This window comes from Nonomuraea composti (assembly GCF_012034275.1).
Lineage (GTDB): Bacteria > Actinomycetota > Actinomycetes > Streptosporangiales > Streptosporangiaceae > Nonomuraea > Nonomuraea composti.
This window is the reverse complement of the sequence record NZ_JAATEP010000008.1, coordinates 162,438-183,489: the sequence shown is the minus strand read 5'-3', so window position 1 is coordinate 183,489 and position 21,052 is coordinate 162,438. Positions and strand designations below refer to the sequence as shown.

Annotated in this window: 23 protein-coding genes; 15 read left to right on the top strand and 8 right to left on the bottom strand. The window is 71.7% G+C overall.

Features of this window, described 5'->3' with window-relative positions:
• The first annotated feature begins 28 nt into the window (after nt 1–28).
• The gene (locus HCN51_RS14025) at nt 29–952 is read left to right on the top strand and encodes a hypothetical protein (RefSeq protein ID WP_168010084.1); all 924 of its coding nucleotides are present in this window, start codon (nt 29–31) and stop codon (nt 950–952) included.
• A gap of 115 nt (nt 953–1,067) precedes the next feature.
• Here the strand turns inward: HCN51_RS14025 and HCN51_RS14020 are convergent, their stop codons facing one another.
• A complete protein-coding gene (locus HCN51_RS14020; RefSeq protein WP_168010083.1) occupies nt 1,068–2,303 on the bottom strand; it encodes an alkyl sulfatase dimerization domain-containing protein in 1,236 nt (411 codons plus the stop codon).
• 146 nt (nt 2,304–2,449) lie between these two features.
• On the opposite strand from HCN51_RS14020, the gene ngcE reads away from it, so the two are divergent.
• The 7 genes from ngcE to HCN51_RS13985 all read left to right on the top strand — a co-directional run bounded on the left by ngcE (nt 2,450) and on the right by HCN51_RS13985 (nt 8,181).
• Nucleotides 2,450–3,901 (top strand): N-acetylglucosamine/diacetylchitobiose ABC transporter substrate-binding protein, encoded by a 1,452-nt coding sequence (ngcE, locus tag HCN51_RS14015; RefSeq protein ID WP_168010082.1) that lies wholly within the window; start codon nt 2,450–2,452, stop codon nt 3,899–3,901.
• A gap of 3 nt (nt 3,902–3,904) precedes the next feature.
• Complete coding sequence (locus HCN51_RS14010; RefSeq protein WP_168010081.1) at nt 3,905–4,819, top strand: carbohydrate ABC transporter permease; 915 nt, start codon at nt 3,905–3,907, stop codon at nt 4,817–4,819.
• Between the two features lie 2 nt (nt 4,820–4,821).
• Complete coding sequence (locus tag HCN51_RS14005; protein WP_168010080.1) at nt 4,822–5,670, top strand: carbohydrate ABC transporter permease; 849 nt, start codon at nt 4,822–4,824, stop codon at nt 5,668–5,670.
• A gap of 23 nt (nt 5,671–5,693) precedes the next feature.
• A complete protein-coding gene (locus HCN51_RS14000) occupies nt 5,694–5,978 on the top strand; it encodes a 4a-hydroxytetrahydrobiopterin dehydratase (protein ID WP_168010079.1) in 285 nt (94 codons plus the stop codon).
• Between the two features lie 85 nt (nt 5,979–6,063).
• Nucleotides 6,064–6,618, top strand: a complete 555-nt coding sequence (locus HCN51_RS13995) for a superoxide dismutase family protein (RefSeq protein WP_080045713.1) — start codon at nt 6,064–6,066, stop codon at nt 6,616–6,618.
• Nucleotides 6,619–6,652: 34 nt separating this feature from the next.
• Nucleotides 6,653–7,855 carry a low temperature requirement protein A gene (locus HCN51_RS13990; RefSeq protein WP_168010078.1) on the top strand — a complete coding sequence of 401 codons (1,203 nt, stop codon included), beginning with the start codon at nt 6,653–6,655 and terminating at the stop codon, nt 7,853–7,855.
• On the top strand, nt 7,852–8,181 hold the full coding sequence (locus HCN51_RS13985) for a nuclear transport factor 2 family protein (protein ID WP_168010077.1): 330 nt from the start codon (nt 7,852–7,854) through the stop codon (nt 8,179–8,181). Before HCN51_RS13990 ends, HCN51_RS13985 begins: the two co-directional genes overlap by 4 nt.
• On the opposite strand, the gene HCN51_RS13980 is transcribed toward HCN51_RS13985, so the two are convergent.
• The 4 genes from HCN51_RS13980 to HCN51_RS13965 all read right to left on the bottom strand — a co-directional run bounded on the left by HCN51_RS13980 (nt 8,174) and on the right by HCN51_RS13965 (nt 10,984).
• On the bottom strand, nt 8,174–8,536 hold the full coding sequence (locus tag HCN51_RS13980; RefSeq protein ID WP_168010076.1) for a nuclear transport factor 2 family protein: 363 nt from the start codon (nt 8,534–8,536) through the stop codon (nt 8,174–8,176). The two genes, HCN51_RS13985 and HCN51_RS13980, sit on opposite strands and share 8 nt — an antisense overlap.
• Nucleotides 8,533–9,084 (bottom strand): MarR family winged helix-turn-helix transcriptional regulator, encoded by a 552-nt coding sequence (locus tag HCN51_RS13975; protein WP_168010075.1) that lies wholly within the window; start codon nt 9,082–9,084, stop codon nt 8,533–8,535. Before HCN51_RS13975 ends, HCN51_RS13980 begins: the two co-directional genes overlap by 4 nt.
• A gap of 44 nt (nt 9,085–9,128) precedes the next feature.
• Nucleotides 9,129–10,097, bottom strand: coding sequence for a pirin family protein (locus tag HCN51_RS13970; RefSeq protein WP_168010074.1), 969 nt, complete (start codon nt 10,095–10,097; stop codon nt 9,129–9,131).
• Nucleotides 10,098–10,162: 65 nt separating this feature from the next.
• Nucleotides 10,163–10,984 (bottom strand): spermidine synthase, encoded by an 822-nt coding sequence (locus HCN51_RS13965; RefSeq protein ID WP_168010073.1) that lies wholly within the window; start codon nt 10,982–10,984, stop codon nt 10,163–10,165.
• A gap of 123 nt (nt 10,985–11,107) precedes the next feature.
• On the opposite strand from HCN51_RS13965, the gene HCN51_RS13960 reads away from it, so the two are divergent.
• Both HCN51_RS13960 and trhA read left to right on the top strand, forming a co-directional pair.
• Nucleotides 11,108–12,568 (top strand): penicillin-binding transpeptidase domain-containing protein, encoded by a 1,461-nt coding sequence (locus tag HCN51_RS13960; protein WP_168010072.1) that lies wholly within the window; start codon nt 11,108–11,110, stop codon nt 12,566–12,568.
• Between the two features lie 61 nt (nt 12,569–12,629).
• Nucleotides 12,630–13,277, top strand: coding sequence for a PAQR family membrane homeostasis protein TrhA (gene trhA / locus HCN51_RS13955; protein ID WP_168010071.1), 648 nt, complete (start codon nt 12,630–12,632; stop codon nt 13,275–13,277).
• Nucleotides 13,278–13,279: 2 nt separating this feature from the next.
• Here the strand turns inward: trhA and HCN51_RS13950 are convergent, their stop codons facing one another.
• Complete coding sequence (locus tag HCN51_RS13950; RefSeq protein ID WP_168010070.1) at nt 13,280–13,975, bottom strand: DUF4097 family beta strand repeat-containing protein; 696 nt, start codon at nt 13,973–13,975, stop codon at nt 13,280–13,282.
• Between the two features lie 152 nt (nt 13,976–14,127).
• Here HCN51_RS13950 and HCN51_RS13945 point away from each other — a divergent pair, with 152 nt between their 5' ends.
• From HCN51_RS13945 to HCN51_RS13930, 4 genes are read left to right on the top strand one after another with little or no spacing between them, the layout of a single operon-like run.
• Nucleotides 14,128–15,063 carry an SPFH domain-containing protein gene (locus HCN51_RS13945; protein WP_168010069.1) on the top strand — a complete coding sequence of 312 codons (936 nt, stop codon included), beginning with the start codon at nt 14,128–14,130 and terminating at the stop codon, nt 15,061–15,063.
• The gene (locus HCN51_RS13940) at nt 15,063–15,299 is read left to right on the top strand and encodes a type II toxin-antitoxin system antitoxin (protein ID WP_080047564.1); all 237 of its coding nucleotides are present in this window, start codon (nt 15,063–15,065) and stop codon (nt 15,297–15,299) included. The genes HCN51_RS13945 and HCN51_RS13940 overlap by 1 nt, the downstream gene beginning before the upstream one ends.
• A complete protein-coding gene (locus tag HCN51_RS13935; RefSeq protein ID WP_168010068.1) occupies nt 15,286–15,924 on the top strand; it encodes a GPP34 family phosphoprotein in 639 nt (212 codons plus the stop codon). The genes HCN51_RS13940 and HCN51_RS13935 overlap by 14 nt, the downstream gene beginning before the upstream one ends.
• A gap of 23 nt (nt 15,925–15,947) precedes the next feature.
• Nucleotides 15,948–17,096, top strand: coding sequence for a DUF418 domain-containing protein (locus HCN51_RS13930; RefSeq protein ID WP_168010067.1), 1,149 nt, complete (start codon nt 15,948–15,950; stop codon nt 17,094–17,096).
• Here HCN51_RS13930 and HCN51_RS13925 read toward each other — a convergent pair.
• On the bottom strand, nt 17,084–17,770 hold the full coding sequence (locus HCN51_RS13925; protein ID WP_080045725.1) for a response regulator transcription factor: 687 nt from the start codon (nt 17,768–17,770) through the stop codon (nt 17,084–17,086). The genes HCN51_RS13930 and HCN51_RS13925 overlap by 13 nt on opposite strands.
• On the bottom strand, nt 17,763–19,496 hold the full coding sequence (locus tag HCN51_RS13920) for a sensor histidine kinase (protein WP_168010066.1): 1,734 nt from the start codon (nt 19,494–19,496) through the stop codon (nt 17,763–17,765). Before HCN51_RS13920 ends, HCN51_RS13925 begins: the two co-directional genes overlap by 8 nt.
• 166 nt (nt 19,497–19,662) lie before the next feature.
• On the opposite strand from HCN51_RS13920, the gene HCN51_RS13915 reads away from it, so the two are divergent.
• Nucleotides 19,663–21,000, top strand: a complete 1,338-nt coding sequence (locus HCN51_RS13915; protein ID WP_168010065.1) for a serine hydrolase — start codon at nt 19,663–19,665, stop codon at nt 20,998–21,000.
• Nucleotides 21,001–21,052: the final 52 nt, after the last annotated feature.

The following is a 21,052-nucleotide window of genomic DNA, read 5'->3' as shown; positions in this document are numbered from 1 at the left end:
TGGGGACATTCCCCGAAGGGAGCAGGCTGTGAAGATCGCCGATCTTGCCCGCGTGCGGGACGAGGACCTGGATGGCGACGTCGCGGGGCAGGCGTCCGGTGCGGGGGCGCGGGCGCTGATGGAGTCGATCATGGAGACGGAGCGCGAGCCCGTCCCGAACAGGAGCGGGCGCGGGCGGGTCATCCTGCGGCGGGGGCTCGCGTTCGGGCCGGTGGCGGCCGCGCTGGCCGCCGCGCTCGTCGTCTGGACGCCGTTCGGCGGCCCCGCCACCCAGTACGCCAACGCCGCCGTCTCGCTCAGGACCGCCGACGACGGCGGCACCGGCGGCGACGTCGTCGAGGTGGAGATCAACGACCCCGGGGCCGACGCGGGCAAGTTCACCGAGGCGTTCCGGGCGATCGGCCTGGACGTCGAGGTGCGCGAGGCCCCCGTCGCGCCCGAGGACGTCGGCAAGCTGATCGGCCCGGAGCTGATCGAGGGCAGCTACCCCAAGGGCGCCGGCATCACGATCTCCACGCGGGAGGAGGGCTGCCGCTCGGCCTGGTGCGGCAAGGTGTCGATCCCGGTCGGCGTGACGGGGCGGATCCTCGTCGGGATCGGCCGCCCGGCGGCCCCGGGCGAGCTGTACGCCACGCCGGTGCAGATCGACGTCGATCCGGGCGGGGGCGTGATCAAGAAATACGACCCCAGGGGCAAGCCGGTCGCGCGGGTCCGCGCCGATCTGGAGGCGGCCGGGATGAAGGTCGGGTACGTGGTGATGTGGGACAACCCGGACGGCACCGGCGGCGGTTACGCCGTCGATCCCGCGCACGTGAAGGACGAGTGGCTCGTGGAGCACGTCGAGCGGATCGCCTCCGACGCCGTCACCGTGTTCGTCGCGGCCCCCGCCGGCCTGCCCAAGGACTCGCTGCCCATGATCCAGCACCCCAGCCCCGACTGGTGGCAGGACTGACGCCGCCCCCGCAGGCCCGACGCCGCCCCCGCAGGCCGGCCCCCGCAGGCCCGACGCCGCTTCCGCAGGCCCACCCCTGAAGGCCCCGCCGCTTCCGCAGGCCCGCCCCTGAAGGCTAGGAGCGTCGTTTCGACTCCTCCGCGGCCCAGGTGAAGACGCCCTTCGCCATGAGTGACAGCTCGCCGGCCGCCCTGGCCGCGAACACCTCCGCGCGTACGCGGTGCACGCCCGCGTCGTCCGGAGCCGCCAGGGCGGCCATTTCCGCGAGGTGCCCGGCGAGCCGTTCGTCGCCGTCGGAAAGGGCGCGCAGCGCGGCGTCGGCGAGCGCGCCCGGACCGCCGGCGAGTTCCGCCACGGATTTCGCGAGAACGGCGTCGGGCGCGGGTTTGAGATGGGCCGGATTTCCGTCGTACCAGCCGCCGTAGAGGCGCCACAGATTGCGTACGACGAATTCCGGCTCGTCGTACCTGGCCCGGAGGTAGGGCCGGTCGGCGAGGTGGTCCGGGGGCCGGACGGAATGCACGATCTCGTCGAGCCGGGCTCCCGAGTTGAGCAGTTCCAGCGTTTGGGTGACGAGCGAGTCGAGCCATTCCGCGGTTTCCAGCAATGCCTGCCTGATGCGGTCGCGGCCGAATATGGGGGCGCCGTGGCTGGGCAGCATGATCTCGGCGTCCATGGCGGCCATCAATCGCAGGGCGTGCACCCATTCGCGGGGGTAGCGCTGCACTTTCTGCGGGTTCCCGCAATTGGGGGTGACCCAGATGAACAGGTCTCCGGGCAGCAGCAGCCGGTGCTCGCGGACGTAGCCGATGGTGGCGTCGTCGGTCTCGCCCTTGGCGTGCACCAGGTCGAAGGTGAGGTCGCCGCGCCGCACGGTGAGGGCGTCGGTGTAGGTCACGTCGGGGTGGCGGTAGGTGGCGGGCCAGCGCAGGTCGGGGGCCTGGAACTGGCGCTGGTTGATGACCGCGTTGTAGCCGTTCGTCAGCACATAGCGCTCGAAGCGGTCGACAACCGCTTCATGGGCATAAACGGTGGCTCGGGGGCCGGGCTCCTCCTCGAACGGCGCCGTTCCGAAGACGTGGTCGATGTGGCCGTGCGAGTAGAACGCGGTGGTCAGCGGGGCGCGCGTCCACTTGCGTACGTCGTCGTGCAGCCGCGCGGCCGAGAACGGGCTGCTGGTGTCGAACAGGACCAGCTCGCCGCCGGTCTCGAACGTGATGACGTTGCCGAATCCCGGCCACCAGCCCACCCCCTCGATGACGGTCAGGACGCCTTTGCCCGCCATGCCCGCGTCGACGATGCTGTCGTCGGATTCGCCCTGCCACACCTGGTCGGCGTACTCCACAATCATGCGACCCACTCTGCTTCTAGAACGCCGTTCTAAGCAAGGCAATCACGGCAAGGTCACGTCTCGATCGCACCCCCTTGACGGCTGTCGGAAGCCGTTCGTACGTTGCGGGCAATCGTTTAGGAAACTTTCCTAATTCAGGAGCCCCCATGACCCACCCGGGTGAGATCACGAGGCGCCAGCTGTTACGCCGCATCGGCATCACCGCGTTCGCCGCCGGCCCCGGCGCGGGCCTGCTCGCCGCCTGCGCCACCGCCGGCACGGGCGGCGGGAACGAGCCCGCGCCCGCCCCCTCCGCCACACTCCCCGCCTCCGCCGACCCGAAGAACCCGTTCGGCGTGGACCCCAGGAAGCCGCTCGAAGTGGTCATCTTCAGCGGCGGGTACGGCGACGCCTACGCCAAGGACCTGCACGAGGAGCTCTACAAGAAGGAGTTCCCCGGCGTCACCGTCAAGCACACGGCCACCCAGGAGATCGGCACCCAGCTTCGCCCCCGCCTGATCGGCGGCGACGCCCCCGACGTGATCAACAACTCCGGCCCCAAGTCGATGGACCTGGCCGCGCTGGCCGCCGAGGGCCACCTGGCCGACCTGGCCCCGCTGTTCGACGCCCCCTCGATCGACGACCCGGCCAAGAAGGTGCGCGACACCGTCACCCCGGCCGTGCTGGACAACGCCCTGGTCACCGGCAAGGACCTGGTGCTGAACTACACCGTGTCGCACCGCGCCCTCTGGTACAACGCCAGGCTCTTCGCGGACAAGGGCTGGAAGGTGCCCGCGACGTGGGAGGAGTTCACCGCGCTGGGCGAGACGGCCAAGGGGGAGGGCATCCTGCTGTTCGCGTACCCGGGGCAGAAGGGCCCGTACTACCAGCTCTGGAACGTCCTCTACACCGCCGCCAAGATCGGCGGGAACCAGGTCATCCTCGACATCGACAACCTCGTCGACAACGCCTGGAACGCCGAGCCGATGAAGCGGGCGGTCACCGTCTGGGCGGACATCCAGACGAAATATGGCGACAAAGCGTACTTCGGCCTCGACCACACGCAGACCCAGGTCAAGCAGCTCCAGAACAAGGTGCTGTTCTACCCGGTCGGCTCCTGGATCGAGAACGAGATGGCCAAGGACAAGCCGGACGACTTCGAGTACGCCATCGCCCCCATCCCCGAGGTCACCGGCTCCGACAAGATGCCGTACGGCGCCATCCAGGTCGGCGTCGGCGAGAACTTCGTGGTCGCCGCCAAGGGCAAGAACCCGCAGGGCGGCCTCGAGTACCTGCGCATCATGCTCTCGAAGGAGGGCGCGCGCCGCTTCACCGAGCTGACCAAGAACGTCACCGTCGTCAACGGCGCCGCCGAGGGCGTCGACCTGCCCGCCGGCCTCAGGAGCGCCGCCCGCGCCCAGGACGCGGCCGGCCAGAACATCATCACCGAGGCCCGCTTCGAGGGCTGGTACAAGGAGCTGTTCGACTACGGCACCGAGCAGATCAACGTGGTCATGGCCGGCCGGATCACCCCCGACGAGTTCTGCGCGCGGATGCAGAAGAAGGCCGACGCGGTCAAGAAGGACGAGTCGGTCACCAAGCAGACGCGGAGCCGGTGACCGATGGGGCGGTTGCGCACGTACGGATTCGTCGCCGGGTTCCTCGCCGTCCCCCTCGTGCTCTACACGGTCTTCGTCATCAGCCCCTACGTGCAGGCGTTCCAGCTCTCCCTGACGAGCTGGAACGGCTACAGCTCGGTCGTCCGCTACGTGGGGCTGGACAACTTCGGCCGGTTGCTGGAGGACGAGGTCTTCTGGCGGGCCCTGCGCAACCACGGGATCCTGCTGCTGGTGCTGCCGCTCGCCACCATCGTCATCGCGCTGCTGTTCGCGTTTCTGCTCAACCTCGGGGGCGGCCCGCGCGGCGCCGGCATGCGCGGGGTGTGGGGCTCCGGGTTCTACCGCGTGGTGTTCTTCTTCCCGCAGGTCCTGGCGGTCGCCGTGGTCGGCGTGCTGTTCCAGGCCGTCTACCGGCCCGACGCCGACGGTGTGATCAACGGCGTGCTGGCCCGCCTCGGCGTCGAGCCCGTCGGCTGGCTCATCGAGCCGGACCTGGCCCTGTGGTCGATCATCGCGGTGATGGTCTGGCAGGCGGTCGGCTTCTACGTCGTGCTGTTCTCCGCCGGCATGGCGGCCATCCCGAAGGACTACTTCGAGGCCGCCGCGCTGGACGGGGCCGGCCGCATCAGGCTGTTCTTCTCGATCACGCTGCCGCTGCTGCGCGACACCGTGCAGGTCGGCTGGATCTACCTGGGCATCGCGGCCTTCGACGGGTTCGCGCTCGTGCAGGTGCTGGCGGGCGACAAGGGCGAGCCCGACGGGGCCACGACCATCCTGCCGATCACCATCTACAACACCGCCTTCTCCTACCAGAAGGTCGGCTACGCCTCCGCGATGGGCGTGGCGCTGTTCTTCCTCACCGTGACGTTCGCGGTGCTGACCCTGCGGACGACCAGACGTGAGAGGGTTGAGCTGTAGAGATGGCTCCGCGCAAGGACAACGGGCCCGGCCCGCTCGGCGTGCTCTCCCACGTGGCGCTCGCCGTCTGGGCGTTGCTGATCATCGCGCCGCTGCTGTGGACGTTCCTCGCCTCGTTCAAGAGCAACACCGAGATCTTCGGCGACCCGCTGCAACTGCCCGGCGCGCTGCGGCTGGACGCGTGGGGCCGGGCCTGGGACAAGGCGCACATCGGGCAGTACATGCTCAACACGGTCGTCGTGGTGCTGTTCGGCACCGCGGGCACGATGGTGTTCGGGTCGATGGCGGCGTACGTGCTGGCGCGCTACCGGTTCGCCGGCAGCCGGCTGATCTACTACTACTTCGTGGCCGGGCTGGCCTTCCCGGTCTTCCTGGCGCTGGGGCCGCTGTTCTTCGTGGTCAAGCAGGTGGGGCTGCTCAACAGCCACGTCGGTCTCGTGCTGGTCTACATCGCGTACTCGCTGCCGTTCACGGTGTTCTTCCTGGCGGCGTTCTTCCGTACGCTGCCGGACGCGGTCGCCGAGGCCGCGCTGATCGACGGCGCCTCGCACACCCGCACGTTCTTCCAGATCATGGTGCCCATGGCCAGGCCGGGCCTGATCAGCATCACCATCTTCAACGTGCTCGGCCAGTGGAACCAGTACCTGCTGCCGCTCGTGCTGCTCGCCGGCGCGCCCGACAAGTGGGTGCTCACGCAGGGCATCGCCCGCATCTCCACGCTGGCCGGCTACGAGGCCGACTGGCCGGGCCTGTTCGCCGCCCTGTCGATCACCATCCTGCCGGTCGCGATCGTGTACATCCTTTTCCAACGGCAGATCCAGTCGGGTCTCAGCTCCGGAGCCCTGAAGTGAAGCGCTGAAGTAACGTGGCTTCCATGGACGTCGAGAGCAAGCTGAATGACCTGCCCCGGTGGCGGCGCGCGGGCGAGGCGATCAAGCGCACGGTCAGCGCGCCCGACTTCCCCACGGCCATCCGCATCGTCGATGAGATCGCGGTCAAGGCGGAGGAGCTCGGCCACCATCCCGACATCGACATCCGGTGGCGCGACCTGCACCTGACCCTCACCACCCACGACCAGGGCGGCCTCACCGACCTCGACTTCACGCTGGCCGCCGTGATCGATGAGATCGCGGCAAAACATGGCGCCCAGGGCGAATGACCGTACGTAGCGGGCCGATCACTCGTTAGAGTGGTGGCCTCTCGGAGCCCCCGTTGCCGGAGGGGCTCCACCTGTGGGAGGTCCCATGCGCGTGCCCGCGTCCCTGCTCGCCCTCCTGACCGCGACGACCGCGCTGGCGGCCTGCGCGGGCCCGCCCGCTCCCGTCCAGAGCGTCAAGACCACGCCGGACGAGACGGTCACCCTCAACGCCGCCGGCGAGTTCGGCACCGACGACCCCGGCGCCATCGCCTACGACCGCAAGCTCGCCCCCGAGGGCGCCCAGGCCAGCGTCACCGTCGAGTCGGGCGGCGGCCAGACCCGCACCTCGCTCGTCGTCGAGGGCCTGCTGCCCAAGCGCCGCTACGGCGCCCACCTGCACGCCAAGCCGTGCGGCGAGAAGCCCGACGACGCCGGCCCCCACTACCAGCACGACCCCGGTCATGCCGACTCGGCCAGCGAGGTGTGGCTCGACTTCACCACCGACGACGAGGGCGCAGGCCGCGCCAGCGCCCGTAACGCGTGGGTGCTGGAACGTGCCAAGCTGCCGGCCTCCCTCGTCATCCACGCCCAGCCCACCACGATCTCCGGCCCGCAGGCCGGTCAGGCGGGGCCGAGGATCGCCTGCCTCACCCTGAAATAGGGCATAATTACACAATTACATATGGAGGTAGCCCATGACCGGCCGCCAGTGGCAGCCACCCCGCTTACGCCTGTTCGAGGCCGCGCACCGCCGCGCCACCTGGCTGGAGCTCCTCTACGACCTCGTCTTCGTGGTCGCCGTCGCCGAGCTCGCCGCAGTCTACGCCGCGGGCTCCCTGCTCGTCTTCGCCGGCCTGTTCGTCCCCGTCTGGTGGGCGTGGGCGGGATACGTCTTCTACGCCAACCGGTTCGACACCGACGACGTCAGCCACCGGCTCCTCGCGCTGCCGCAGATCCTGGCGGTCGCCACCATGGCCGCCAGCGCCGGCGACATCGAGCACCGCTCCGGCCTGTTCGCCGTCTCGTACGCGGTGGCCCGCCTGCTGCTCGTCGTCGCCTACGTCCGGGCCGGCCGGCACGTGCCCGAGGCCAGGCCGCTGACCACCCGCTACGCGATCGGCTTCAGCATCGCCATCGCCGTCTGGCTGGCCTCGCTGGCGGTCGACCCGCCCCAGCGCTACGCCCTGTGGGCCGTCGCCGTCGTCATCGACCTGGCCACCCCGCTGTTCACCCGCGGCCACCAGGGCCGGCTGCCCCCGCAGACCGAGCACCTGCCGGAGCGGTTCGGGCTCTTCGTCGTGATCGTGCTCGGCGAGGTCGTCGCCGCGGTCGTGCTCGGGCTGAAGGGGCACGACGTCACGCCGGGCGTGCTGCTCGTCGCGCTGGCCGGGGTGGCGATCGCGATGGGCTTCTGGTGGTTGTACTTCGGCCACCTCGACGAGTCCGTGGTGCTGCGCACGCGGCTCGCCGGGCAGGTGTGGGTGTACTCGCACCTGCCGCTGTCGCTCGGCCTGGTCGCGTTCGGGGTCGGGATCGAGCACGCGATCACGCACCCGTCGGGGACGAGCGCGTCGGTCGGGGTGCCGGCCGCGCTCGTGCTCGCCATGCTCGGCGTGCAGCACCTGTGCTCCCGCGACCGCCGCGCCGGCGCCATCCGCCTGCTCGCCGCCGCTCTCGCCCTGGCCGCCTCGCTCCTCCCGGTGGCGGCGGCCCTGCCGGTCCTCCTGCTGCTCGCCGCGGCCCAGGTGACCTACGACGTGCTCCGCCCCCTGCCCGAACGGGACCCCTCGCCCGAACGGGACCCCTCGCCCGAACGGGACCCCTCGCCCGAACGGGACCCCTCGCCCGAACGGGACCCCTCGCCCGAACGGGACCCCGCACCCGAAGAGGCCGCATGACCGCCAAGGACGTCTTCGACCGCCAGCTCGCCGCCATCGCCGGCGGCGACCTGGAAGCCCTGCTCGCCCAGTACGACGACGAGGCCGTGGTCGTCCGCTTCGACCGCGTCGCCGGCGGCCCCGCCGAGATCAGGGAGCTGTTCAGCGCCTACTTCGCCGCGAAGCCCCAGGTGGACGAGGTGGTCTCGATGCGGGCCACCGACGACGTGATCTTCTACCACGCCATGATGACGGTGGGCGGCAACCGCGTCGCCACGTACGGCACGCTCGTCCTCAAGGACGGCCGCATCTGGCGCCAGACCGCCGCCGCGAGCCCGCTCACCTGATCGCGGCGGCCATCGGCTGCCACGGGGCGGAGTCGAAGATCAGCATGATGGTGCCGATCTTCCCGTCGCGCAGCCGGAAGTGCTCGGCCGTGCGCTGGACGCCGGCGGGCGTCGCCGTGTGCACGTCGTACACGAGCGTGGCCTCCGACTCCCCGTACAGCTCGCTGATCATCTCGACCTCGGTCACGACCCGCAGGAACCCCTCCAGCCCCGCCAGGTGCCCGGCGGGGTCGGTGGAGGCGATGAACGGGCTCCGGAACGAGAACGACTCCTCCGACACCAGTGCCACCGCCCCGGCCAGGTCGCCCCGGTAGCGGGCGTCGTGGTAGCCCCTGACGATCTCCCGCGTGTTCATCGGCCGCTCACCTGCCCGCCGAGGTGCTCGGCCAGCCGCTCCTGGTTGGCCGCCAGGCGCAGGCACAGGTGCCGCAATGTGGCCAGTTCGTCGTCCGTGAACCCGTGGAAGATCGCCTTCATCGCCATCCGCGACGGCTGCCTGAACGCCTCGATCCAGGCCCGGCCCGCGCCGGTGATCACGGCCCGCACCGCCCGCCGGTCGTCCGGATCGGGCTGCCGCCGAGCGAGCCCGTCGCGTTCGAGGGTGTCGACCAGCCCGGTGGCGTTCCTGGGGCTGACGCCGGCGGCCTGCGCCAGCTCGCCGATGCTGGCCCCGGCCTCGGCGGCCGAGCTGAGCCGCAGCAGCAGGTCCATCGCGCCCGAGCTGAGGCCGCGCCCCTCGCTGCCGTGCGCCCGCATGCGCTCCACGCCCTGCTGGGCGCTGCGCACGGCCGCCGCCGCCTCGAACGTCAACGTGTCGTCGTCGCCGGTGAACTCCCGCATGGCGGCTCTGACCCGGGGGTCGTAGAGCCGCCCGCCATCGTCCTCATCATGTACATACTTCATAATGAAGCAGTACTTTATTACCTACTTCCATAATTCGGCAAGGTTCAGGCGTGCTGAGCCGGAATGCTGCCCAGCCGCCCGGCCTTGAAGTCCTCGAACGCCTGCACCAGCTCGGCCTTGGTGTTCATGACGAACGGCCCGTAGTGCGCAACCGGCTCCCCGATGGGCTCCCCGCCGAGCACGATCACCTCGAGCGGCTCCTTGGCCGCCGCGATCGTGATGCTGCCGGCCTGCGTCGCGAGCCCCGGCCGGTTCCCGAACCCCTCGAACACGGCGAGCTGCCCGCCGCTCAGCGGCCGCCGCTCCGTGCCCACGGTGCCGCGCCCGGACAGCGCGTACGCCAGGGCGTTGAAGTCCTTGCGCCACGGCATGACCAGCCGCGCCCCCGGCGAGACGGTGGCGTGCAGCAGCGTGATCGGCGTCTGCGTGCTGCCGGGGCCCACGTGCCCGGCCAGGTCGCCGGCGATGAGGCGGACCAGCGCGCCGCCGTCGTGGCTGCTCAGCAGCACGACGCTGGAGCCGCCGATGTCCTGGTACTGCGGCGCGATCATCTTCTTGGCGCCGGGCAGGTTCACCCAGAGCTGGATCCCGTGGAACAGGCCGCCCTGCTGCACCAGCCACTCCGGCGGCGCCTCCTTGTGCAGGATGCCCGCTCCGGCGGTCATCCACTGGGTGTCGCCGTTGGTGATCGTCCCGCCGCCGCCGTTGGAGTCGAGGTGCTCCATCACGCCGTCGATCATGTACGTCACGGTCTCGAAGCCCCGGTGCGGATGCCACGGCGTGCCCTTGGGCTCGCCGGCCGCGTAGTCGACCTCGCCCATCTGGTCCATCATCACGAACGGGTCGAGGTACTCGGGCTTGATCGCCGCCAGCGCCCTGCGGACGGGGAAGCCCTCTCCTTCGAACCCGCTGGGCGCGGTCTCGACGGCGAGCACCTTCCGTCCCGGGTCTCCGGCCTGCGGCTCGGGCAGGCGGGGGAGGGTCAGCGGGTTCTCTACGGTCACGGCGGGCATGTCGCGCTCCTTCCAGCGGGTCTGCCCGGCTCAACCAAGTTGAGAATTCAACTATTCCATGCCGGTCACCCGAAGACGGCGGGCGGCGGGACGGGCGCCATGACCGCGTCGCCGTCCTTGATGGGCGCGGCGCCCGCGACGAAGTTCGTCAGCGCCTCCCCGTGCACGCACCGCGCCTGCGTCAGGCCGCCCGCCGCGCGCCTGGTCAGCAGCTCCAGCGGCAGCTCCGTGCGCGACGCGGCCACGATGAGGTTGCCGAAGCGGCGGCCCCGCAGGATGCCGGGCTCGGCCAGCAGGGCCACGTGCCCGAACGTGCCCGACACCGTGGCCAGCAGGCGCTTGGCGAAGGCCAGCCCCTTGCCGTCGGCCAGGTTGATCAGCAGGGTGCCGCCGGGCCGCAGGATCCTGGCCAGGTCGCCCATGTACTCGGCCGTGGCCAGCTCCACCGGCATCGTCGCGCCCGTGAACGCGTCGAGGACCACCAGGTCGGCCGTCTCGTCCCAGATCTTGGCGGCGCCCTCCCTGCCGCCGGTGACGATGACCTTCAGCTTGGGCACCGAGCGCAGGTCGAGCTGCTCGCGCACCAGGTTGACCAGCAGGCCGTCGGGCTCGATGACGATGTGCCGGGAGCCGGCGCGGGTGGCGGAGACGTAGCGGGGGATCGTGCAGGCGCCGCCGCCCACGTGGACGCAGCTCAGCGGCCCTTCCGGCAAAAGGTCGATCACATCCGCCATGAGTCGTACATACTCGAATTCCAGAAATGTCGGGTCTTGAAGATCTACGTACGACTGAGGTACGCCATCCTTGGACAGCACCCAGCCGTCCTGCCTGTCCAGATCCCGGAGCAACTCGACCTCGCCGAACGTCACCGGGTACAGGCCAGGCATCGGTTCACGCTGTCCACGGGCCACGTCTGATCCCCTCCCTGGGAGTACCGTATGGCACGGCGAAGGCTGATTGTGCTCGTTATCGCGCTTGTCGCGGTAGTCGGGGCCGGTGCTTTCGCCGTCGTGGCGTCCAACCGCGTCAAGGGCAGCCCTGACCGGACGGCCGCCGCGTACTTCGACGCCTGGCGCCGGGGGAACGTCACGGCGATGGAGCGGCTGGTGTACCAGCCGCCGGCCGACTTCTCCGTACGGCACCGCAAGCTGAGCGACGACCTGCACGTGGAGTCGCTGACGCTGACCCCCGGGCAACTGCGGAGCACCGGCGACGCGACGGCCGAGGTGCCGTTCACCGGGGTGCGCAGGCTGGCCGAGCTGGGGGACTGGCCGTTCGGCAGTACGCTGCGGCTGGCGGTGCGCGACCGTACGTGGAAGGTCTTATGGGCGCCCGAGACGCTGCACCCCCTGCTCAAGGACGGCGGCACGCTGGAGCTTGAGGAGGAGGAGACGTCCGGCGCCGAGCTGGTCACCAGCGAGGGCGACAGGATCCCGAACGACAGCTACGCGGAGGCGTACCTGAACCCGCTCAAGCCGGAGTTCGAGCAGGTCAACTACGGCTGGGCGCTGGTGTCGAAGGTGCCGGGGCAGCCGGACACGACGCTGCTGCGCCGCGCGCCCAAGGCGAACGTCGAGCGCACCACCATCTCGCGGGCCGTCCAGGCGGCGGCCGCGCGGGCGCTGGACGCCGTGGAGGACTCCACGATGATCGTCATCCGGCCGAGCACGGGGGAGATCCTGGCGCTGGCCGACCGCCTGGGGGAAAACTACAGCGCCGTCCGGGACGTGTTCCCGCCGGGCTCGGTGTTCAAGACGATCACGGCGGCGGCGCTGCTCAAGGGCGGGCTCGACCCGGCGGCTCAGGTGGGCTGCCCCGGCACGTACCAGATCCCGTTCCACCGGCCTTTCAGCAACGACGGCGAGGTGGATCGCGGCACGGTCACCTTCACCGACGCGTTCGCCTACTCCTGCAACACGACGTTCGTGGAGCAGGCGACGACCCGGCTGACGGGGGAGGAACTGCGCAGGACGGCGGACGAGTGGGGGTTCGGCCGGCCGATCGCGACCGGGATCAGCGGCACCTGCGGCACCGTGCCCGAGACCGACGACCTCGACATGCTGGGCGCCGACGCCATCGGTCAGGGCGAGGTCGTCTCCACCCCGCTGTGCATGGCCGCGCTCGCCGCCGCCGTCCAGAGCGGCACCTGGCGCTCGCCCCGGCTGCTGTCGCCCGAGCAGGTGCGCCGGATCGACGGCGCTCCGCACGCGGACGTCCAGATGGACGAGGGTGTCGTGGCGGCGCTCAGGGACATGATGGCGGCCGTCGTGGACTACGGCACGGCCAGCGGCGCGGGGCTCCCCGAGGGCGTGGCGGGCAAGACCGGGACGGCCGAGGTGGAGGGCGAGACGTCGCACGCCTGGTTCATCGGTTACCGCGATGACCTGGCCTTCTGCGTCTTCGTCCGGCACGGCGGATCGGGCCGGTCGGCCGCCGTTCCGATCGCCGCCCGGTTCTTCAAGGGCCTTTGACCTCTGTTCAGCGGGTCGGCACAGGTTCGCGGCTTTTGCAACCTACGGTACCGTAGGTTGCATGACGACCATCACCGTTAAGCCCAGGCTGCGAGGCTGGTTGCACACCGGAGCACTGCCCGTGACGTTGATCGCCGGCTTCGTGCTCGTGGCGCTGGGCCCGACCTTGCAGGCCCGGCTGGCCTCGTCGATCTACGCCATCACCTCGGCGCTGCTGTTCGGCATCTCGGCCACCTACCACCGCAGCACGCTGGGCCCCCGGCTGGCGGAGTTCCTGCGCAGGGTCGACCACGCGAACATCTACCTGATCATCGCCGGCACCTACACCCCGTTCGCGCTGCTGGCGCTCGACGGCGCGGCCCGCGTGGCGGTGCTCTCCGTCATCTGGGGCGGGGCGCTCGCGGGCGTGCTGTTCCGGGTGCTGTGGATGAACGCGCCGCGCTGGCTCTACACGGTCCTGTACCTGGCGCTGGGCTGGGCCGCGATCTTCGTCATGCCGCAGCTCCTGGAGGGCGCCGGGGTGGCGGCCGTCGTGCTGGTGGCCGTGGGCGGCGTCTTCTACTCGGCCGGAGCCGTCGTGTACGGCCTGCGCCGCCCCGATCCGGCACCCCGCTGGTTCGGCTTCCACGAGGTCTTCCACGCGTTCACGATCGCCGCCTACCTGGTGCAGTACATCGCGGTGTCGATCGTGGTCTACTCCCACGGCTGAGGTCAGAACGTCGCGACCAGCAGGTCGCCCGAGTCGCTGCTCACCTCGATCGAGCGCGGCGCGGAGGGGTCGGAGGTCGCCTTGATCTCCTTGCCGCCCGAGTCGGTCCTGGCCTTGATCGCGTAGGGCCCCTCCGGCGCGCGGACCTCGGTCCTTCCTGAGTCGGTGGTGGCCTTGACCTGGTCCGGCCGCCCCGTGAAGGCCAGCCGCACGTCTCCCGAGTCCGTCTTCGTCACGACGCGGCCGGCCGTCAGCCCGTCGGCCTCGATGGTGCCCGAGTCGCTCGTGGCCTCCACCGTGCCCGACAGGCCCTTCAGCGTGATGTCGCCCGAGTCGGTGCCCAGCTTGACGCGCAGCCCCTTGGGCACCTCGACCTGGTAGCCGACGTCGCAGGACACCACGGCGGCGCCGAACCCCCAGCTGGTGGGGCAGGTGAAGGCCAGCTCCAGCGTGTCGCCGCGTACCTCGTGGGTGGTCGTGGGCTTGTCCTTGCTCCAGGTCAGCCGCTCGCTCACGTGGATGCCGGCGCGCTCCGACTCGACCACCTCGATCCGGCCGGAGTCGGTCTCGACGTGCAGGGCCGCCACCTTGTCCGTGACGTCGTACGCCACGGTGTCCTCGTTGTGCTCCGCGATGCCGCAGCCGGTCACCATCGCGGCGAGCCCGAGCAGGCCCGCGATCAACGCCGTTCTCCGCATGCGAGAAACCCTAGGGGGATCGTGGGGCCGGGGCATTGCCGCCCTCACCCGGAAGCACGGTAGTGCCAGCCCTACCGGCCCTTCCCCGGCCGCCAAAAAAGTGATATCACTTTGCTAGCAAGATGAAGTCACCTACAGGGAAGGGGGAAGCGATGGTCAACACACTGGAGGGCGGCGTGGTCGACATGCCCGCGCCGCACACCTACGAGCGGCCGGTCAAGGCCGCCAACGGGTTCGTGATGCTGAGCGTGGCGACCGTGCTGGGGCTGGCCGGGCTCGCGGTGCTCGTCCTGGGCATCGCCATGCTCGCCTCAGACTCAGGGACGGCCGGGCTCGCGCTGCTCGTCCTGGGCGTCCTCGCGACGCTGGCCGGGTTCTTCATGCTGTTCGGGCTCACCGCCGTGGCGCCCGGCGAGGCCAGGGTGGTGCAGCTCCTCGGCCGGTACGTCGGCACCCTGCGCACCCCCGGCTTCCAGTGGGTCAACCCGATCACCGTGCGCCGCCGGGTCTCCACCAGGATCCGCAACCACGAGACCGACGTCACCAAGGTCAACGACGCCGACGGCAACCCCATCCAGATCGCCACCGTCGTCGTCTGGCAGGTTCAGGACACCGCGCAGGCCGTGTTCGAGGTGGACGACTTCGTGGAGTTCGTCGCCATCCAGGCCGAGACGGCGGTGCGGCACATCGCCGGCACCTACCCGTACGACGCCCACGGCGAGCCGCGCCTGTCGCTGCGCGACAACGCCGACGAGATCAACGACCAGCTCTCCACGGAGATCGCCGCGCGCGTCGCCTCCGCCGGGGTGAAGGTCATCGAGTCGCGCATCATCCACCTGGCGTACGCGCCCGAGATCGCCCACGCGATGCTGCGCCGCCAGCAGGCCGGCGCGGTCGTGGCGGCCCGGCAGCGGATCGTCGAGGGCGCCGTCGGCATGGTCGAGATGGCGCTGGCCAAGCTCGCCGAGCACGACGTGGTCGAGCTGGACGAGGAGCGCAAGGCGGCCATGGTCAGCAACCTGCTCGTGGTGCTGGTGGGTGATCGCGACACCCAGCCCGTGGTGAACACGGGCACCCTCTACCAGTGATGAGCGAACGCAAGAAGATCCTGCTGCGGCTCGACCCGGTGGTCCACGACGCGCTGTCCAGATGGGCGTCCGACGAGCTGCGCAGCACCAACTCCCAGATCGAGTTCCTGCTGCGCAGGGCGCTGTCAGAGGCGGGGCGGCTGCCGGAGGGCGTGGGCCGGATCCGCCCGCGCGGCCGGCCCCGCAAGGAGTCAGAGGGGGAAGAAGCGGATGGAGACGCCGGTGAAACAGGATGAGAGCCTGCCGCGCGCGGCCTTCCTGCTGGCCTTCGACCTGCGCAAGGAGCGGCTGGCCAACCGCGGCGAGCTGGGCTACCTGCTGCGCGCCGCGGCCCTGGCCGAGCTGCTGCTGGAGGGGTGCCTGGCCGACGAGTCGGGCAAGGCGCGGGCGGTGCGGCCGCCCGCGGGCGCGCCGAAGGGCTCGCTGCGGGCGCTCGTGTGGGAGCAGGTCTCCGCCTCGCGGCCGCGTTCCTGGCGGCACTGGGTCGGCAAGGACCACGCGAAGACGGTCCGCCTCGTGCGTGACGAGCTGGCCCACGACCGGCTGATCAGGGTGGAGCGGCGCTGGGTGCTGTTCATCCCCGTGGAGCGGGTCGTGCCGCGCAAGGCGTACCTGACGCGCAGGCTCGCCGAGCGGGTCGGCCGGGCCATCCGCGGGGGCGGCTCGGCCGAGCGGCTGGAGCGGGACGTCCGCGTCCTGGCGGCGCTGGCCGCGGCGGCCCGCATGAAGGACGTCCTGGGCCGGCGCGAGGCGCACCTGCGGCGGCAGCGGATCGAGCAGCTCGCGACGCCCGTCGAGCCCGTCACCACGGCGCTGCGCAAGAGCATCGAGGCGGCCAGGAGCTCGGCCGCCGGCGGCTGACGCCCCTGTCCCGAGGAGGACACATGACCACCACGACGGTGGCGCCGGGCCCGCCGCGCGCCACCGAGGAGCGGGCCCTCGCCCCCGACCTGGCCCGCGGCGCGATGCTGCTGGCCATCGCGCTCGCGCACGCGCCCCTGTACGTGACCGACGTGCGGCGCGGCCCCGAGGCGCTCAACACGATCACCGACCTCTTCTGCTTCCTCTTCGTCAACAACCACGCGCGGCCGATGTTCGCCTTCCTGTTCGGCTACGCGCTGGTGCAGCTGCTCGGCCGCTCCGGCGCCGATGAGGTGGGCGGGCGCAGGCTGCTGCGGCGGCGCGGCCGGTGGCTCGTCGCCCTCGGCCTCGCGCACGTGGTGCTGCTGGTCCCGCTCGACATCCTCGCCGTCTACGGCCTGGCCTCCGTCGTGCTGGCCGGCCTGCCGCGACGGGGAGACCGGGCCCTGCTGTGGACGGCCGGGCTCACGCTCGTGCCCGCCACCGCCGTCGCCGGGGCCGGCCTGTGGTTCCCGATGTCGCAGGGCCTGCCCACCTACACGGCGGGCAGCGTCGCGGTCGCCGGCGAGGGCTTCTGGGCCCTGCTCGCCGACCGGCTCACGGCCTGGCCCTTCGGCCTGGTGGCCGGCGGTCTCGTGGTCGTGCCCGCCATCGTGCTGGGCATGTGGGCGGCCCGCCGCCGCTACCTGGAGGAGCCCGCCCGGCACCGCCGCCTCCTGCTGCGCGCCGCCGTCGCCACCACCGCCGTGTCCGTCGCCGGCTCCCTGCCCGCCGCCCTCGTCCAGACCGGGATGTGGGCCGAGCCGTCACCCGCGGCCCTGTCGGCGGCCGCGCTGGTCCAGCCCCTCACCGGGTACGCGGGCGGCATCGGCCTGGCGGCGCTCGTCGCCCTCGTCGCGATCCGGGCGCAGCGGCGGCGCAGCCGGCTCACCACCATGGTCGAGGCGCTCGGGCGGCGCTCGATGACCATGTACCTCTTCCAGTCCGTGGCGTTCGTCGCCGTCTTCTCCCCGTACGGGCTGGGCCTCCAGGACCACCTCGGCCTGGCCGGCGCCGCGCTGGTGGCGGCCATGACGTGGCTGGTCTCGCTGCGCCTGGCCGACCTGATGCGGCGCGTCGGCCACCGGGGCCCGGCCGAGATCCTGCTGCGGCGCCTCGCCTACCGCTCCTGAGTCGGTTCAGGGCCCAGGTAGGCCAGCACCGCCGCCACCCGCCGGTGCACGTCGCCGCTGTTCTCCAGGCCGAGCTTGGTGAAGATGGCGTTCACGTTCTTCTCCACCGAGGAGATCGACAGGTGCAGGGCCCGCGCGATGGCGGAGTTCGTCCGGCCGTGGGCCATCTCGCGCAGCACGTCCCGCTCCCGCGGGGTCAGGGCCTCCTGCTGGCCCCGCACGTCGCGCCGGGCCAGCAGGCCCTCCACCACCTTCGGGTCGATGACCGAGCCGCCCGAGGCCACCGCCCTGATCGCCCCCAGCAGCTCGTCGAGGTCGCCGACCCGGTCCTTGAGCAGGTACGCGAACCCCTCGGTGCCGTGCTTGAACAGCTCGAACGCGAACAACGCGTCCGAGAACTGCGACAGCACCACCACCCCCACCCGAGGGTGCGCGGAGCGGATGCGGTGGGCGGCGTCGATGCCCTCGAAGCCCTGCCGCCAGTCGCCCCCCGGCATCCGGATGTCGGTGATCACGACGTCGGGGCCGAGCCTGCGGACGGCGTCGAGCAGCTCGTCGGCATCGCCCACCGCGCCCACGACCGTCACCTCGCCCGACAGCTCCAGCAACTGCCGGGTGCCCTCGCGCACCAGGTAGTGGTCGTCCGCCACCACCGTACGGATCCGCTCACCCATCGACCGGCACCCACGCCTCCACTCGTGTCCCCTTCCCCGGCTCGCTGTGCACCGTCAGGCACCCGCCCAGCGCGTCCAGCCGGTCCTCCAGCGTGGCCAGCCCCCGGCGGGCCGGCGTGCGCGGGTCGAAGCCCTTGCCGTCGTCGGCCACGGTGGCGCGCAGCCGGCCGCCGTCCAGCGCCAGGCGGACCTCGACGGCGGACGCGCCCGCGTGCTTGAGCGCGTTCGCCACGGCCTCGCTCACCGTGAAGTACATCGCGCCCTCGATCTCGTCGGCGAAGCGCCTGGCCCGCAGCGACGGGGGAGAGGCCACCGTCGTCCGTACGGGCAGGCGCGAGCAGCGCTCCTCCACGGCCTCCACCAGGCCGCCCTGGCTGAGCGCGGACGGGTGGATGCCGGCGGCCAGCTCGCGCAGGTCGGCGAGGGTCTGGCGGGCCTGCTCGCGCAGGTTCGCCAGCATCTCGGGGCCCGCGCCGGTCGCCCTGGCCAGCTCCAGGCCGGCGATGAGGGCGACGAGCTGCTGCTGCACGCCGTCGTGGATGTTGCGCTCGATGCGGCGCCGCTCGGCCTCCTGGGCGTTGACCAGGCGGGTGACCAGCCCGGCGCTCTGGATGGCCAGCCCGGCGGGCACGGCCAGCGCCTCCAGGAGCCGCCGGTCCACGCGGGTCAGCGGGCCGGCGTCGCGGGGCCCGCACTCGATGCGGCCGCCGCGTACCGGCAGCTCCAGCACCGGCGGGCCCTCCTGCTCGCCGGAGACGACGCGCGTGCCGTCGGCCAGCGTCACCGCCGCCCACCGCAGGTCCAGCCCGGTCCGTACGGCCGCCGCCAGCCGGGCCAGCTGCTCGACCGGCTCGGGCGTCTGCTCCAGCGCCGTGCCGAGGTCGGACAGCACCTCGTCCACCGTGGGCCGCAGGTCGAACACCAGGTGCAGGCGCGAGCCGCGCAGCCCCACCCGGACGTCGAGCAGCCGGTGCCGCACCACCGCCACGGCGATGGCGGCCGGCAGCGAGCCCACCACGGCCAGCACCCCGACCAGCCCGACGGCCCCGTACCGCAGGCCGCCGAAGTGGAACAGCGACAGCAGCACCGCTCCGACCGCGGTCGCGGCCATGCCGCCGACCATCCAGGCGTACTGGCCGCGCTCCGCCCGTTCGCTGCGCCGCCACCGCACGACCAGGCCGCAGAGCACGACCACCGCCATGACCCACGTGGTGAGCTGCCCGGCCGCCGAGACGAGCGCGCCGGCCAGCCGCACGGGCGACAGCGGCCAGGCGGGCAGGTGGTACGGGTCGTAGCCGTAGGCCACGTTCCCGGCCGCGTGCAGGGCGATCGCGCCGCCCGAGAGCCACGCGACGGCCCGCCACCGGCGGGACGGCAGCCGCCCGTCGGGGAACAGCAGGGGCACGAAGATCCAGGTCAGCCCGTAGAACACGGCGCTGAGCGCGATGAGTGCGGTGAGCAGCACGTGCCCGTCGCCACGGGCCGACAGGCCGATGCCGAGCACGCTCAGGCCGAGCGCCAGGGCGGCGGCCAGCAGCAGCCAGCCGTAGCGCAGCTCGGGCCGCCTGACGGCCAGCAGCCAGCCCAGCGCGGGCAGCGGCAGGCAGAGCACGGCGAACACCCACTGCTGCGGCGGGGCGGGCAGCCCGCTCTCCAGCAGCGGCCCGGCCACGACTCCGGCGGCGGCGATCAACGCCAGCGGCCCGGCCACCAGCCTGGAACTCATAGGGCCCCATCGTGACGAGCTGTTCGGGGGAGCGTCTATGAGGTTATCCGCATATTTCCGGCGGCCTTCCGCACCGTCCCGAACGGCGGCTCGCACGGTGGCGGCGGGCGCGCCCGCGCGAGTTGGCTGGAGCCACGAAGCCGATCTCTGAAAGGGAGCCCTCGTCATGCACACTCCGTCGAAGCCCGTGCGGGTCCTCGCGGCGGCCGCGGCGGCGATCGCCCTGACGGCCTGCGCCGGCGGGCCCGTCCACGCCGGCACCACGGACGCGCCGATCGCCGCCACCCCCGAGATCCCCGGCACTCCGGCGGGACGCCAGCTCGGCTGGCTGCTCGACGCGGCCACCCGCGCGCCCGTCGCGGAGAGCGAGCTGTCCGGTCACTTCACCGCCGCCTTCCTCAAGAGCGTGCCGCCCGCGCAGATCAACCAGACCCTGGCCGGCCTCAAGGGCGTGCGGCTGGAGCGCGTGGTGTCCTCCAAGAACGCGTACCTGGTCGCGCAGGCCGCCGTGGGCGCCGAGTCGTTCAACATCGTGATCACCGTGGACGCCGCCGGCCTCATGGTCGGCCTGATGTTCACCCAGGCCGACCCGCGCACCTGGGCCGAGCTGGACGAGCGGCTGCGCGCCATCTCCCCGCAGGCCGGCTTCCTGGCGGCCGAGCTCGCCCCCGACGGCACCTGCCGCCCCGCCCACGCCGTCGCCGCCCGCGAGCGGCGCCCGCTCGGCTCCATGGTCAAGCTGTACGTGCTGGGCGCCGTGGCCGAACGCGTCAGAAGCGGCGCCCTCGGCTGGGACACCAAGCTCACGATCAAGCCCGAGCTGAAGAGCCTGCCGTCCGGCGAGCTGCAGAACCGCCCCGACGGCAGCCAGGTCACCGTGCTGGAGGCCGCCAAGCTGATGATCTCCATCAGCGACAACACCGCCACCGACCTGCTGATCCACAAGGTGGGCCGCAAGGCGGTCGAGCGCACCATGCGCGCGTGGGGCGTCCGCGACGAGCGCAACGTGCCGCTCCTGACCACGCGCGACATGTTCGTGCTCAAGGGCGCCGGTTACCCCGGCCACGCCAGGCGGTACCTTTCGCTCGGCGACGCGAAGCAGCGGGCCTACCTGGAGAAGGTCGTGGCCGCGGTGCCGCTGTCGAAGATCAAGATGTGGACCGAGCCGCGCGAGCTGGGCTCCCTGGAGTGGTACGCCTCCCCGGAGGAGGTCTGCCGGGCGTACGCGGGCCTGGTGAAGCTGGGCGACCGGCGGATCGGCGAGATCATGTCGATCAACGACGCCGGGGTCGGGCTGGACCCGGCGCGGTGGCCGGTCCGGTGGTTCAAGGGCGGGTCGGAGCCGGGGGTGTCGGACCTGAGCTTCCTCGCGCGTACCCCGGAGGGGAAGGCGTACGTCGTCACCACCATGGCCGCCGACCCCGGCAAGCCGCTCAAGCCGCAGACGACCGACGAGCAGCTCGGCGTGGTCCGCACCGCCTTCGGCCTGGTCAAGGGCTCATGATCACCTGGGCCTGATCACCCGCGCCTGATCACCCGCGCCTGATCACCCGGGC

Excerpts from the sequence above, each read along its gene's own strand:
- HCN51_RS14020 (WP_168010083.1), bottom strand. The coding sequence starts at position 2,303 with ATGATTGTGGAGTACGCCGACCAGGTGTGGCAGGGCGAATCCGACGAC.
- ngcE (WP_168010082.1), top strand. The coding sequence starts at position 2,450 with ATGACCCACCCGGGTGAGATCACGAGGCGCCAGCTGTTACGCCGCATC.
- HCN51_RS14010 (WP_168010081.1), top strand. The coding sequence starts at position 3,905 with ATGGGGCGGTTGCGCACGTACGGATTCGTCGCCGGGTTCCTCGCCGTC.
- HCN51_RS14005 (WP_168010080.1), top strand. The coding sequence starts at position 4,822 with ATGGCTCCGCGCAAGGACAACGGGCCCGGCCCGCTCGGCGTGCTCTCC.
- HCN51_RS14000 (WP_168010079.1), top strand. The coding sequence starts at position 5,694 with ATGGACGTCGAGAGCAAGCTGAATGACCTGCCCCGGTGGCGGCGCGCG.
- HCN51_RS13995 (WP_080045713.1), top strand. The coding sequence starts at position 6,064 with ATGCGCGTGCCCGCGTCCCTGCTCGCCCTCCTGACCGCGACGACCGCG.
- HCN51_RS13990 (WP_168010078.1), top strand. The coding sequence starts at position 6,653 with ATGACCGGCCGCCAGTGGCAGCCACCCCGCTTACGCCTGTTCGAGGCC.
- HCN51_RS13985 (WP_168010077.1), top strand. The coding sequence starts at position 7,852 with ATGACCGCCAAGGACGTCTTCGACCGCCAGCTCGCCGCCATCGCCGGC.
- HCN51_RS13980 (WP_168010076.1), bottom strand. The coding sequence starts at position 8,536 with ATGAACACGCGGGAGATCGTCAGGGGCTACCACGACGCCCGCTACCGG.
- HCN51_RS13975 (WP_168010075.1), bottom strand. The coding sequence starts at position 9,084 with ATGAAGTATGTACATGATGAGGACGATGGCGGGCGGCTCTACGACCCC.
- HCN51_RS13970 (WP_168010074.1), bottom strand. The coding sequence starts at position 10,097 with ATGCCCGCCGTGACCGTAGAGAACCCGCTGACCCTCCCCCGCCTGCCC.
- HCN51_RS13965 (WP_168010073.1), bottom strand. The coding sequence starts at position 10,984 with ATGCCTGGCCTGTACCCGGTGACGTTCGGCGAGGTCGAGTTGCTCCGG.
- trhA (WP_168010071.1), top strand. The coding sequence starts at position 12,630 with ATGACGACCATCACCGTTAAGCCCAGGCTGCGAGGCTGGTTGCACACC.
- HCN51_RS13950 (WP_168010070.1), bottom strand. The coding sequence starts at position 13,975 with ATGCGGAGAACGGCGTTGATCGCGGGCCTGCTCGGGCTCGCCGCGATG.
- HCN51_RS13945 (WP_168010069.1), top strand. The coding sequence starts at position 14,128 with ATGGTCAACACACTGGAGGGCGGCGTGGTCGACATGCCCGCGCCGCAC.
- HCN51_RS13940 (WP_080047564.1), top strand. The coding sequence starts at position 15,063 with ATGAGCGAACGCAAGAAGATCCTGCTGCGGCTCGACCCGGTGGTCCAC.
- HCN51_RS13930 (WP_168010067.1), top strand. The coding sequence starts at position 15,948 with ATGACCACCACGACGGTGGCGCCGGGCCCGCCGCGCGCCACCGAGGAG.
- HCN51_RS13925 (WP_080045725.1), bottom strand. The coding sequence starts at position 17,770 with ATGGGTGAGCGGATCCGTACGGTGGTGGCGGACGACCACTACCTGGTG.
- HCN51_RS13920 (WP_168010066.1), bottom strand. The coding sequence starts at position 19,496 with ATGAGTTCCAGGCTGGTGGCCGGGCCGCTGGCGTTGATCGCCGCCGCC.
- HCN51_RS13915 (WP_168010065.1), top strand. The coding sequence starts at position 19,663 with ATGCACACTCCGTCGAAGCCCGTGCGGGTCCTCGCGGCGGCCGCGGCG.